General features: G+C 56.0%; 10 protein-coding genes and 1 pseudogene. 7 read left to right on the forward strand and 4 right to left on the reverse strand.

What is annotated here, in order from left to right:
- Nucleotides 1-3: 3 nt before the first annotated feature.
- Complete coding sequence (locus tag AC1RQ9_RS11470) at nt 4-2,421, reverse strand: TonB-dependent receptor (RefSeq protein WP_485987005.1); 2,418 nt, start codon at nt 2,419-2,421, stop codon at nt 4-6.
- Nucleotides 2,422-2,927: 506 nt separating this feature from the next.
- Between AC1RQ9_RS11470 and AC1RQ9_RS11475 the strand changes: the two genes are divergently transcribed.
- The gene (locus tag AC1RQ9_RS11475; RefSeq protein ID WP_193731985.1) at nt 2,928-3,746 is read left to right on the forward strand and encodes a mechanosensitive ion channel domain-containing protein; all 819 of its coding nucleotides are present in this window, start codon (nt 2,928-2,930) and stop codon (nt 3,744-3,746) included.
- Nucleotides 3,747-3,917: 171 nt separating this feature from the next.
- Here the strand turns inward: AC1RQ9_RS11475 and AC1RQ9_RS11480 are convergent, their stop codons facing one another.
- Nucleotides 3,918-4,499, reverse strand: coding sequence for a TetR/AcrR family transcriptional regulator (locus tag AC1RQ9_RS11480; protein WP_485987006.1), 582 nt, complete (start codon nt 4,497-4,499; stop codon nt 3,918-3,920).
- A 121-nt stretch (nt 4,500-4,620) separates the two neighbouring features.
- Here AC1RQ9_RS11480 and AC1RQ9_RS11485 point away from each other — a divergent pair, with 121 nt between their 5' ends.
- From AC1RQ9_RS11485 to AC1RQ9_RS11495, 3 genes are all read left to right on the forward strand, one after another.
- On the forward strand, nt 4,621-5,601 hold the full coding sequence (locus AC1RQ9_RS11485) for an SDR family NAD(P)-dependent oxidoreductase (protein ID WP_485987007.1): 981 nt from the start codon (nt 4,621-4,623) through the stop codon (nt 5,599-5,601).
- A 246-nt stretch (nt 5,602-5,847) separates the two neighbouring features.
- On the forward strand, nt 5,848-6,963 hold the full coding sequence (locus AC1RQ9_RS11490; protein ID WP_485987009.1) for a metallophosphoesterase: 1,116 nt from the start codon (nt 5,848-5,850) through the stop codon (nt 6,961-6,963).
- Between the two features lie 265 nt (nt 6,964-7,228).
- Entirely contained in the window at nt 7,229-8,296 is a 1,068-nt protein-coding gene (locus AC1RQ9_RS11495; RefSeq protein ID WP_485987010.1) for an NAD(P)H-dependent flavin oxidoreductase, read from the forward strand.
- A 513-nt stretch (nt 8,297-8,809) separates the two neighbouring features.
- On the opposite strand, the gene AC1RQ9_RS11500 is transcribed toward AC1RQ9_RS11495, so the two are convergent.
- A complete protein-coding gene (locus tag AC1RQ9_RS11500; RefSeq protein ID WP_485987011.1) occupies nt 8,810-9,817 on the reverse strand; it encodes an aldo/keto reductase in 1,008 nt (335 codons plus the stop codon).
- A gap of 250 nt (nt 9,818-10,067) precedes the next feature.
- Between AC1RQ9_RS11500 and AC1RQ9_RS11505 the strand changes: the two genes are divergently transcribed.
- From AC1RQ9_RS11505 to AC1RQ9_RS11515, 3 genes and pseudogenes are all read left to right on the forward strand, one after another.
- Nucleotides 10,068-10,289, forward strand: coding sequence for a type II toxin-antitoxin system CcdA family antitoxin (locus AC1RQ9_RS11505; RefSeq protein ID WP_485987012.1), 222 nt, complete (start codon nt 10,068-10,070; stop codon nt 10,287-10,289).
- Nucleotides 10,290-10,583: pseudogene (locus AC1RQ9_RS11510) on the forward strand (CcdB family protein).
- 206 nt (nt 10,584-10,789) lie between these two features.
- Nucleotides 10,790-10,987 carry a transposase gene (locus AC1RQ9_RS11515; RefSeq protein WP_485987064.1) on the forward strand — a complete coding sequence of 66 codons (198 nt, stop codon included), beginning with the start codon at nt 10,790-10,792 and terminating at the stop codon, nt 10,985-10,987.
- A 9-nt stretch (nt 10,988-10,996) separates the two neighbouring features.
- On the opposite strand, the gene AC1RQ9_RS11520 is transcribed toward AC1RQ9_RS11515, so the two are convergent.
- A complete protein-coding gene (locus AC1RQ9_RS11520) occupies nt 10,997-12,490 on the reverse strand; it encodes a TolC family outer membrane protein (RefSeq protein WP_485987013.1) in 1,494 nt (497 codons plus the stop codon).
- Nucleotides 12,491-12,515 lie beyond the last annotated feature (25 nt).

Here is a 12,515-nt window from a genome sequence, read left to right on the forward strand (position 1 = left end):
TTCCTAGAAACTGGCGCCTACGGTCAGGAAGAACATGCGCGGTGCAATCGGATAGGCGGAGTACTGCCCGCTGGCATACGTGGTGCTGAGTGTAGACCAGCCACGGGTGCCGGTCAGGTTGGTGATATTGCCCTGTACCTTCAGGCCCTGCACATGTGGAATGCCACGAATGGTATACCCGGCGTTGATGCTGAACAGCGCATATGATTTTGCTGACAGGTCATTGGTATAGGTCGTATACCGCTTGCCGATCACATCCCCGATGAACTGGGCGTAGAAATTGCCCCAGTTGGTGGAGGCGACAAATTTTTCCGTCCAGTTGGGTATTCCGACAACATTTTTTCCTGCCGTCGGAACCAGTGTGGTGCCGCTCATGTAATTGTCGTTATAGACGGATTTGTTATAGGACAGGGCATTGTAGAATGAAAAATGCGGCCCGAACTGGGCGGTAAAGGAAAAGTCCATGCCATCGGTGGAAACCGAACCGACATTGGTCAGGACCGTGGCACTTCCCACAATCGAGGCGATGGTGGGCGTGGATGACACCGCCAGAAGGCGGTTTGAAAAGTGGACGTGATAATATTCGATCTGCCCGCTGATATTGGTAAGCGGACCGGCCTTGAGGCGGCGGTTGGTACGGAAACCGGTTTCGTAAGTCCACGCCGTTTCGGGTTTGCCTTCCTTCTTGAACAGTTCAAATGCCGCCTGGCTGGTCATGCCCCACGGGCTGGCATTGCCATATCCCGTATCCTGGAATGAACGCATGTTCTCCTGAATATTGGCAAACCACTGTTCATGCGGCGTAATGTTCCATAGGGCGCCAAAGGCGGGCAGGAACGGCCTGACCGTTGCGATCCGGCCGCCGGGAATGGTCCGCGCCGTAGCGGGAGAAAGCGACCCCGGCAGTCCGGCCACGGGCAGGGTGCCGTCCGTATAGACCAGTTCGGACTTGAAGCCTGCGTTCAGGTTGAAATTCCTGGTGATCTGCCAGCTGTCCTGAAGGTGGGTGGTCCAGGTATTGGTATAGAAATAATTGGTGTACTGGTGGATCAGGGGATTGGACTGGCGATCATAGGGTGTGGTCGGGTCGTTGATGTCAAATGCGTACCAGCGGCGCGCCTGTGTATTGTTGTTGCGCTCGTACCAGCCGCCCAGTTCAATATGATGATGCCCGACATCATAATGCAATGTGGACATGATGCCGCCGCGATTATCCCAGTATTCCGTCGTGCGCGTGGCCATGCCCGATCCGCCGAAGACATCGGACAGCTGGCTGGATGAATTGTTGGGAAAATAGGCACTGAACAATGTGGGCAGGCCGGCTGCCGAGATCGGCCCCGCCACCACGCCTTCACCCAGATCGTGATGATAATAGATCTGGTTGTCCCAGCGCAGGTGGGAATTGAATGTATGTGACCACTTTACATAGGCCAGAAAATCTTCACGCTGCGCGTCGGAATAATAATTGCGATAATTCAGGCCCGCGTTCTTGTAGGCGCTTGAATTGTAATAATTAACAGCCTGGTTGAGATTTGGGTAAAGGAAGGGCCGGACATACAGGCTTCCCCCTTCCGGCTCGACAACGCCATCCTCGTTGGGTTCGACCTTGTCCGACCAGTCAAAGAAAGCCGTAATCTTGTCCTTGGAACCCTGATGCACGAATTTGGCGTTGACCTGATTGCCCCCCTGATGCCCGGCAAAGTCCCATGCCCGCGCATCCTGACGCGCCCATGAGAAATAGGCGGAATTGCCATTGCCGAAATCCCCGGTATCCACGCGGGCAAAGGTGCGGAAGGTCGACCAGCTGCCGAATGTCTGGGATATCTGGCCCCCGGCCTTATGAAGCGGGTCCTGTGTGGTGAATTCAAGCGAGCCGCCAAGATTGCTGGTCGAGGCCGTGCCCAATGCGCCAGACCCGGTTGCAACCGAAGCGGAACCGATATTTTCACTCAGCGCCGCACGTTGGGGCGAAAGGCCATTATAGTTGCCATAGGACTGATCTCCCAGCGGGACGCCATCCAGGGTGAAGCCAAGCTGGTTCTGGTTGAAACCATGAATATAAAGCGATGAATTCTGTTCGTTATTACCCCATGGGTCAGCATTTTCAAACACGACGCCCGGCAGGATTTCAAGCGCCTTGAGCGGGTTTATGCCGGGAAGGAGGCGCTGCAACTGGGTGTGGTTGACACTCTGCTCCGAGCGCGAGCGCTTGGCCGTGGCCATGATCTGTTCCACATTGCCGGCAGACGCCTGGATGCCTTTATTAGCCGTTTTTACTGTCTGGGCGGATGTCCGGTCGGCTTTCCGGTCCTTTATGTAAGGCTGAATGGTCTGAGCATGTGCCGTGGAGAGAGCCAGCACAGAACTGAACAGGCCAAAAGCGATACGACTGTTACGCAGTAATTTCGGTACCACAGACATTTTCCTGCAATATAAAAGGCAGGTTTCCGTCTAAGTAATTATTGACTGAATTTCATGTGAACTTTTTATGACGAGGCAGCCCCGCCACACACAGTCAAAAACAAACTGATTGATTATGAATTTTTTATTTCAAATGGTCCTATCGGGAATTAAGTTTTCAAAGTTACTTGGGATGATTCCAGATCGACATGAATCGTTTCTGTATAAACGGATGCCCGATGGGCGCAGAGGGAACCACTGTGCCTGTGCCACCTGTGACGGCTTCCACATCATTCCGGGCATCTCGCATGCCTTCTTGCAAGACAAGATCGACGTCCGCCCCGCTCAGGCTTCATTTAATTCAGATGACCAATCCGAAAGGTTCATCCTGTGCCGGGGGAACAGGATCGCTCCTGAAATTATTTTGTAAGACCGTCGTGGTGACGACCGGGCATAAAATATCTTACGATATGAAATGAAGTAGATGGCATACGCCACCACGTAGGGCAGAAAAACATACATCAGGGATAATCATGGAAAAGCAGGTTCATTCAATTCTGGAGCAGGTAGACGGATTACTCCCTCTTCTACTGGGGTATGCAGGTCAGTTCCTCCTGGCCCTGATCGTTCTTTTCGTAGGCTGGAAACTGGTCAACGCCGTAACGCGGGCAACGGGCCGGATGATGGAGGCCAGTCATATAGAACCGACATTGCGCGGGTTTCTGCTGAGTGTGATCGGGCTGTTTCTCAAAGCCCTGCTGCTGATCAGTGTGGCATCCATGGTCGGCATTGCGACAACATCGTTTGTGGCCGTTCTGGGTGCTGCCGGTCTGGCGGTTGGCATGGCATTGCAGGGCAGTCTTGCCAACTTTGCAGGTGGCGTGCTGATCCTGCTGTTCCGTCCGTTCAAGGTAGGGGATTCGATTACGGCAGGCGGCAGTTCGGGAACGGTTACATCGATCGAAATGTTCCGCACCGTGCTGCTTGATGCCAATAATGAGATTATTTACGTCCCTAACGGAACATTATCGAACAACATTGTCATCAACAGTTCGGAATCAGACCGGCTTGCTGGCTCGGTCAGCCTGCTGATTGATTACCAGGACGACATGGACAAGGCACGCGCACTGCTGCTTGGCCTTACGGAAAATGACGCGCAGGTACTGAAAGTCCCCGCACCATCCGTTTCCTTTCTGCCAAAGCCTGCAAACATTCAGGTCACGCTGGGGTTCTGGTGTGCGCCCGGTGACGTATCTGCACTGGTCGCGAAATATTCCGAATCCTCAATCAAGGTACTTCAGAAGGAAGGCTATCGTCTTGGGGTAACGGCGCGGAGCGCTGCATGACCAAAGCAGGCTTCAGGGTCACGCCCTGAAGCCTGACGATACTGATGTAGCATGCAGGAGACAGCGTACCCCTGAAAGGAATAGGGGCAGGAACGTATCCATCACGTCAGGCAATGGTCACTTCGCGCTGTCTGTCTTTCATGAATATGCCCGATAGCGTTCTCCGCGCAATTACGATGCCGACACCCGTGACCCGGCGATGAGAATATCAACAAGGCGCTTCGCACTGGTCTCCCAACCGGGGCCAGCGGCGTAGTTCGAAACCCCCGCCAGGGCGCGGAGCAGGTCAACCGGTTCGATATCCGCGCTGATGTCGCCACTGGCAACGGCAGCAGCCACAAGCCCGTCAATCGCACCCTGCAGGACCGCGCCGGACTGGGCATAGAGCGTGCCCGTGCCGCCTGCCAGCCCGTTGAGGGCAGGGGCGATCACCAGCTTGGCGGCAATATAATCCACGAACAGCCGCATCCATGCCCGCAGCGCCTCCACGGGCGGATGCTGGGCTGCGAGGACTGGTGCCGCATCGGCAAGACGGTCGAGTTCAGCGCGATAGACGGCCTCGATCAGCGCATCACGATTGGGAAAGTGGCGATAAAGCGTGCCGATCCCCACACCTGCACGGCGGGCGACCTCATCCAGCGGAATATCGGTTTCCCCTGCCGTGAACGCAGCCTTGGCCACGTTCAGCAGGTTTGTCCTGTTGCGCTGTCCATCGCTGCGCGGTCGGCGGCGCGGCTTTTTTTCGTCGGTCACCGGTTTTCCTCTTGTTAAACGGAGCAATCCTCCGCATATATCAAGCGGAGCTACACTCCACATAACATCCCGCATGCCATTTCGGCAAAAAACGGATGCATCCTTTCAGGGAGTTTCCCTCATGACACAGACTTTTGGCGCAAGCTCGACAACGGAAGATGTCCTCTCCGGCGTATCGCTGCAGGGCAAACGCGTGCTTGTAACCGGCGTTTCTGCCGGTCTGGGCGTTGAAACCGCACGCGCCCTTGCTGCCCATGGTGCCCATGTGGTGGGTGCCGCGCGCAATCTGGAAAAAGCAGAGCATGCCACCACGCAGGTCCGCGCGGATGCGGCGCGTGGGGGCGGAAGCTTCGAACTGGTCGTTCTGGACCTTGCGGACCTCGGTAGTGTCCGCGCCTGCGCCGGTCAGTTGAACGCAGCCGGCCTGCCTTTCGATCTGGTGATCGCCAATGCGGGCGTGATGGCGACGCCATTCGGCCATACGAAGGACGGGTTCGAGACGCAGTTCGGCACCAACCATCTGGGGCACTTCGTCCTTGTCAACCGGATCGCGGGACTGATGCGCGCCGGTGCGCGGCTGGTCAACGTGTCCTCGGCCGGACACCGCTTTGCGGATGTTGACCTGAAGGACCCGAATTTCGAGCATACGCCGTACGATCCGTTCATCGCCTACGGCCGTTCCAAGACAGCCAACATCCTGTTTGCCGTGGCCTTTGACGCACGGCACCGTGCGCGCGGCGTGCGCGCAACAGCGGTGCATCCGGGCGGAATCCTGACCGAACTGACGCGTTACATGCCAGCAGGCGGCATTGAGGCGATGGTGGCGCGGATCAATGAACAGGCTGCGGCTGAGGGAAAACCACCATTCCAGTTCAAGACCATTCCGCAGGGCGCGGCCACGGCAGTCTGGGCAGGCGCAGTGGGGGCGACTGATGCGGTTGGTGGCCATTACTGCGAAGACTGCCACGTAAGCCCGGTCGTGCCCGATGACCAGCCGATCAGTCTGGTCAGCCCGGGCGTGCGGGCCTATGCGGTCGATCCCGCGCATGCCGAGGCGCTGTGGGCCAAAAGCGAGGAAATGGTCGGGGAGAGATTCTCCTGAAGGCATCCGTTTGAAGACTGTCTGAAAACAACTCCTTGATAAGGAATAATAAAAGCTTTTGGGTGCCACCTTTTTTTAAAAAGGCGGCGTTTTCCAAAGCTTTTTGAAAAAAGCTTCACCAAAAACTTCCTTATGATTGCCAGATGTTTTCTGGGCTAACGTTTCAAACAGTCTCTTACCGATATGTGTGACGTGGGTGCAGGGAGATGGAAGATTTCTCCCTGCGCTTTCGTGCGAGGATATTGAATGCGCCTTGTTGTTTTCGGCCTGCCCCTTCTGGTCGTGATCCTGAACTGGCTCTGGCCGTTGCCGCTTCCGCTGGGACTGAAGGGGATTGCTGCGGCACTGGTGGTCGTGGCCGCACTTTACCACTACTGGTCCCGGCTGTCCTCGGGTTCCATCTTTGCCCCGGAATTTCCCCGGCCTGTGGTCATCCTGTTCAACTGGGCGTTCGGGGCGATCGCGTTTCTCATGCTGTTCCAGATCGCGCTCGATATCGGTGCGCTGCTGGTTGCGCTGGTAACGTGGCAACCGGTGCGTATCCCGGTGGCCGCGCGGGCCGCCGTGGGTGGTCTTGCTGGGGTGCTTTCTGCAATCGGCGTTGCCAATGCGCTGCGTGTGCCGCCAGTCAGGGATGTGACCGTGACCATTCCCGGCCTGCCGCCAGCGTTTGACGGATATCGGCTGGTCCAGTTGACCGACATGCATATCAGTCGACTGTTCCCCGCCCGATGGACAAGGGCGGTTGTCGAGCGCACCAACGCGGCTGGTGCCGACATGATTGTCGTAACAGGCGATTTTATTGACGGTTCGGTGGCCATGCGTCGTGCTGACGTGGCGCCGCTTGCGGGACTGCATGCGCCGGATGGTGTTCTGGCAGTCCCGGGCAACCATGAATATTTCTTCGATTATGGTGACTGGATACACCACCTGTCGGAGCTGGGCTTTCACATGCTGCTGAACCGCCATGTGGTCATTACGAGGGGAGGGGCCAGACTGGTCATTGCAGGCGTTACCGACCGGTCAGCATCCGCGCATGGGCAGGCTGGTCCCGATCTGGCTGCGGCCCTTGCGGGGATTCCTGTCGGTGCCCCGGTCGTGCTGCTCGATCACCAGCCCGGTGATGCGCGCGCTGCTGCGTCGCAGGGTGTCGTCCTGCAACTGTCGGGGCATACGCATGGCGGGATGATTGTTGGCCTCGACCGTCTCGTCGCGCGCGGCAACAGCGGGTTTGTCTCCGGACGCTACGATGTGGGCGGCATGGTGCTTTATGTCAGCAATGGCACCGGGCTGTGGCCGGGCTTCGCGCTCCGGCTGGGCAGGCCATCCGAGATCACCCGTTTCACTCTGCGTGCAGGATGAGGGGAGGAACTTTATCCTGTGCTTGAAAATTTCAATATTCCAATGCGATTTCCTGTATCGTTCGGGTGATGGATCCTGTCCGTCCGGTCCTGCAGGGTGCTGCCTCTTTTTACGCAGTGAACACGTATGCGCGTAATATGATCGGCGGGACCAGAACTGCCGCGCTGAGGAAAAGGCGCAATGATATGGTTTTGAACGCCGTATCCAACGAGATGAACTCCCATCAGGGTAAGAAAGAAACCGGTTGGCGCGATGGAAAACGATAATGAACTGGCCTGAACAGCTCGGCCTTACAACTCCATTGGTACAGGCACCGATGGCCGGTGTCTCCACTCCGGCCCTTGCTGCTGCTGTTTCTCAGGCCGGGGCGCTTGGTTCAATCGGAGTAGGGGCTGCTGGTGTTTCAGTCGCGCATAAAATGATCTGCCAGATACGCCAGCAGACGGCAGCCCCCTTCAACGTCAATCTGTTCGCGCATAAGGCACCGGAAATCGACCCGGCCCGTGACAGGGCCTGGCTGGCATGGCTGAAACCGCTGTTTGCCGCGTTCAATGCAGTTCCGCCAGCCAGCCTGCATCCCATATACCGAAGCTTCAATGATGATCCAGACATGCTCGACATGCTTGTGCACATGAAGCCACCGGTCATCAGTTTCCATTTCGGACTGCCTTTGCCTGAGAAGATCCTGACCCTGAAGGCGACAGGTGCCGTCTTGCTGGCAACGGTCACCAGCCTGGAGGAAGCCCGCGCTGCCGAGACCGCAGGGATGGATGCGATTGTGGCGCAAGGGATCGAGGCGGGCGGCCATCGTGGCATTTTCGATCCGACGGGTCACGACGATGCCCTGGGAACATTGGCCCTAACCCGCCTTCTTGTGCGCAAATGCCGCATTCCGGTGATTGCCGCAGGCGGTATCATGGATGGAGCGGGTATAGCGGCTGCACTTGCCTTGGGCGCGGTCGCGGCACAGATGGGCACGGCCTTCATTCTCTGTCCGGAGACAGGCGCGGATGAAGATTACCGGAAGGCTCTGCCGGGACCGGCCGCGTTTCATACACGCATGACCGATCTTATTTCAGGACGGCCTGCGCGCTGTCTTCAAAACCGGTTTACGGGCCTGAGTGACAGTGTCGGCATTCCACAGGTTCCCGATTACCCCATTGCCTATGATGCAGGGAAAGCACTCAACAAAACCGCCAGAAACTGTGGTGAAAGTGGTTTTGGTGCTTATTGGGCCGGACAGGGCGCCCCACTGGCCCGGGCTATGCCGGTGGGTCAGCTCATGGACAAACTGAAGGAAGAACTGCACAGGGCACGTTATTTAAAGACATAATCGCCAACCTGCCCGGCGTTGCCAACTTCAAGGATGTCGCACCGCTGCCAGGTATGCTGGGCTGGGCCTTCTGCAACGCAGATATGCACGGTTGCAAAACGTGCTGCCGAACCGTCCTTGGTTTTACGATGCCAGTTGATCCCGCGCCATGCAGCAGTTTTCAGTAACTGATGGACAGAAACAGGCCGCTGCCTCGGTGCCAGTTACATGCGGGACAGACCGCTTTTTCTGATCGAAAAGACCAGTTCCACGTCGACTGAACAGACTTTCCAATAACGTGGTATCTCGAACAGCCCGACCCTGTGACCGATAGCCCAATCGAGAAGGTCAGGGAGAACAGAGAAAGCGGGTTTCGCCCTCATGACGAACACAGGAAGCATCATGCTAAATTCTGAAAAGCGGACGTAAGTGTCTGTATCTGCCAATCTGAAAAAAGCTGAAGAGCGCCGCGCGTGAGGGTGGTAACGATAAGAGCCGGGCGGCCCAGATACCTGCACCGGCTCTATCTTACTCCTAACCCTCCCCGAACGCCGATTTCTCGCTGTCGAGCACCGCCATCTGTTTCGGATCGTATCGTTCCCCGGCCGCAGCCCCTTTGGGAACAGCCATCTCGATGGCAGCCAGATCGCAGGGCGTCAGCGCAAGATCAAGCGCACCCAGCGCCTCGGAAAGCCGATCGCGCCGGCGGGCTCCTACAAGTGGTACGATGTCGTCACCCTGTGCCGCCACCCAGGCAATTGCCAACTGGGCCACGCTTGCGCCCTTGGTGGCTGCGATTTCGCGCAATGTCTCCACAAGGGCCAGATTACGCTCGACATTGCCTTCCTGAAAGCGAGGACTACGAACCCGAAAGTCTCCCGGCCCCGTCGCTCCTTGCCAGTGCCCGCTGATCAGACCACGCGCGAGCACGCCGTAGGCTGTTATGCCGATGCCGAGTTCACGACAGACAGGAAGAATTTTGTCCTCGATGCCACGCGAAATCAGCGAATATTCAATTTGAAGGTCGCTGATCGGATGGACGGAAGCCGCGCGCCGAATGGTTTCCGGGCCAACTTCGGAAAGGCCGATGTGCCGGACATAACCAGCCTGAACCATCTCGGCGATGGCGCCAATCGTCTCTTCAACAGGCACTGCCGGGTCCAGCCGTGCAGGGCGGTAGATGTCGACATGATCAAGCCCGAGCCGTTGCAGGGTATAGGCCAGGAAGTTCTTCATGGCAGCAGGCCGCGCGTCGTAGGAACCCCAGTTGCCACCCGGGTCGCGCATCGCACCAAACTTGACGCTGACGAGGAATCTGTCGCGAGGAATATCCTTGATCGCCTCACCAATCAGCATCTCGTTATGGCCCATGCCATAGAAATCGCCGGTGTCGAGAAGCGTGATCCCGGCGTCCAGCGCGGCATGGATGGTAGCGATGCTTTCTTTCCGATCAGTTGGACCATACATGCCGGACATGCTCATGCACCCAAGACCGATTTCGTATACCTGAGGGCCGCTCTTACCAAGTTGCCGCAATTTCATACTTAAGAAAAATCCCTATTTCTTGAAGCAGAACCCTACCACACAGGCTATCTTTCGATAACCTCTCTTCCGTGCAGCTTTTCGTCCCTTTGGAACGGAAAGAATTGCCCGTTTGATGGAATAAGCGGACAGGCGATAGTCGCTTTCATGTCGGTCATAAGGTAAAGTCGTTGAGGCCTCCAGAAAGCGGTCATACCTTCGCGCATAAATATGCGCTATATTCTGTCTACCATTATACAGAAGCAATACTATGGTTCGCGTGCATTCCGGCACTCCATCACGTCGGTCCACAAATGTGACGCTACCCGCTCAGCTGCCCGAAGAAGCCAAGTCGTTAGATCTCAACATATCGCAGGCCTGCGAGTCGATCCGTGCTCAGCAATGGCTGGCAGACAATCGCGCTTCCCTTGAAGCCTCACGGCAGTATATTGAAGAGAATGGGCTTCCCCTGGCGGACTATCAAAACTTCTAAATGGCCCGCTTCGATGTGTATCGTCTGGCCGGACGGGGAGACGCACGTTTCGTTCTAGATGTGCAGGCAGATCTTCCGGACGCCCTGGGTACCCGTGTCGTTGTTCCGCTGCTGCCGCAGGGAACCGCACCAAAGCTTGCAACAGAGGCTGAACCCGGTATTTATGGTTGACGACTGTCCCTTCGTCATGATGACGCAGTTCCTGACCGTGACCTGAAGAAGATCATTGCTTCATTGTCGCTTTGTCAGGACGAAATTACTCAAGCACTTGATCTGCTTCTCACAAGTTTCTGAAACGCGATGGTGATCGGTTTACACCCTCATGTCAGTCATAAAAAGAGCCGTTCAATATTCCGGAAAGTGGACGGTCGGCAATAGTTCTCGTTATCCGCCGATATCCTCATCCAGACTTCTGATTGCTGCATCTGCAACTGATCAGGAGAAAGTATCATGAAGAAGGAAACACGTTTTTCATCACCTGCGCTGAAGGCGTCCGTGCCCTGGAATGTAGGAAAAATGGTTGGCGCCAAGCGGGCGCTCAAAGAAACGCACGTCTGGGCTATTCACAACGAAACATCATTGAACGGTTCTTCGCCAGACTGAAGCAGTTCAGAGGCATTGCAACACGCTACGACAAGCTGAAATCAACCTTCATCGCAGCAGTGCAGTTCGTTTCCGCCATCATAGGGATTAACTGACGACACGTCCTAACGGCCTGGCTGATGGAGAGCATAATCTCCAAGACCGAACAGTTTGAACTTTACATCATGATAATAGGCTTTTTCATCATAATGCGGGACATCAAGGTTAAGGGTTTCTGCGTTCAGGCGGCCTAAAGCAGCCGCCATGCCATAGCTGGCGCGGATATAATTGCTTTGACTACGAACCAGGGCAACCTGGGCTATCAGTGCAGTCTGCTGTTGCTGCAATGCTGCCAGGGTCGTGCCGGTACCCACCATTGCCTGACGTTCAACACCACGGACGGCAATAACGCTGGTCTCCACCGCTGAGCGTGTACTTTCGATTTCCTGCCGATAAGCCTGCATACGGTTCCAGAACGTAATGGTCTGTTGTGTAACAGCACGGTTCTGCACGTCAACGGCACGCTGTGCCGCCTCCCATTGCTGACGTGCCTGCCGGACAGCGGCATATTCTGCTCCACCCTGATATAACGGAAGGGACGCACTGAGCATGACGAATTTATTGTCCAGCTCCGATCGACCATCGCTTTGATTAACGCTGTGATCATATCCGGCATTGACCGAGATCTTCGGCAGTAGTGCGGCCATGGCAACAGAAACGGAATTTTTTGCAGCAAGTGCTGAAGACGTCGCAAACAGGATATTCGGGTTATTTTGCTTTGCTATGACAACGGCATCTTTTTCATTTTTGACATCTACCTTGTAGGGGGAGGGCATAATGGGATGATCTGGCGCAATATCTCCCACCACCTGCATATAACGGGCTTTTGCGTTCTCGGCGGCGGCTTCTGCGTCCTGACGTGTCGCATGGGCTATAGAAAGTGCCGTATCAGCCTGCGCTGTATCCGTTCGTGTCACATCTCCAGCCCCAAATCGGCTGCGCGTTGCATCTGACTGTGCCTGTAACACTTTTTCATTATTGATGGAGAGTTCGAGAATTTTCTGGGTTTCAATCAAACCAACATAAGCACTGATGACGTCTTCCATCACCTGCTGTTCCGTTGCGACCAGACGGGCCCGTTCCGCGTGGACGTTATTGATGGCCTTATGTGTCGAGGCTATGGTTGCCCCCCCACGAAAAAGGGGCTGCGTGATCATAACGCCTGCATCATAACCAGGAACATCGTAGTTACGCGCAAACGCACTGTTGGCCCCCTGTGCCGCCATAAGAAACTCGCCAGAGTAGTATGATGCATTGGCGCCTACCTGCACGTTGGGCCGCCATCCCGATAGTGCAGTGGGAACCCCTTCGTCCACGCTGCGCAGCATGGCGCGTTCCTCACGCAGGACGGGATTATCGATATAGGCGCGAGCCAGGGCCTGTTCCAGCGTAACCGTTGCGGATCGGGTTTCGGGGTCAACGGCTACGTCTGTGACAGCGGGGGGCACAATACCCGATGTATGACTTGACGGCGATCGCGCATAGGCCACGTTACTCGTGAAGCCGACCGCAATGCCAAACGGAACAGAAGCCAGAGCACAATACAGAATACGCATCATTATATTTCTTTTTACAGTTACGTTT

The sequence above is a fragment of the Komagataeibacter ossonobensis genome, from assembly GCF_057359305.1.

Excerpts from the sequence above, each read along its gene's own strand:
- AC1RQ9_RS11490 (WP_485987009.1), top strand. The coding sequence starts at position 5,848 with ATGCGCCTTGTTGTTTTCGGCCTGCCCCTTCTGGTCGTGATCCTGAAC.
- AC1RQ9_RS11500 (WP_485987011.1), bottom strand. The coding sequence starts at position 9,817 with ATGAAATTGCGGCAACTTGGTAAGAGCGGCCCTCAGGTATACGAAATC.
- AC1RQ9_RS11520 (WP_485987013.1), bottom strand. The coding sequence starts at position 12,490 with ATGATGCGTATTCTGTATTGTGCTCTGGCTTCTGTTCCGTTTGGCATT.
- AC1RQ9_RS11495 (WP_485987010.1), top strand. The coding sequence starts at position 7,229 with ATGAACTGGCCTGAACAGCTCGGCCTTACAACTCCATTGGTACAGGCA.
- AC1RQ9_RS11485 (WP_485987007.1), top strand. The coding sequence starts at position 4,621 with ATGACACAGACTTTTGGCGCAAGCTCGACAACGGAAGATGTCCTCTCC.
- AC1RQ9_RS11470 (WP_485987005.1), bottom strand. The coding sequence starts at position 2,421 with ATGTCTGTGGTACCGAAATTACTGCGTAACAGTCGTATCGCTTTTGGC.
- AC1RQ9_RS11505 (WP_485987012.1), top strand. The coding sequence starts at position 10,068 with ATGGTTCGCGTGCATTCCGGCACTCCATCACGTCGGTCCACAAATGTG.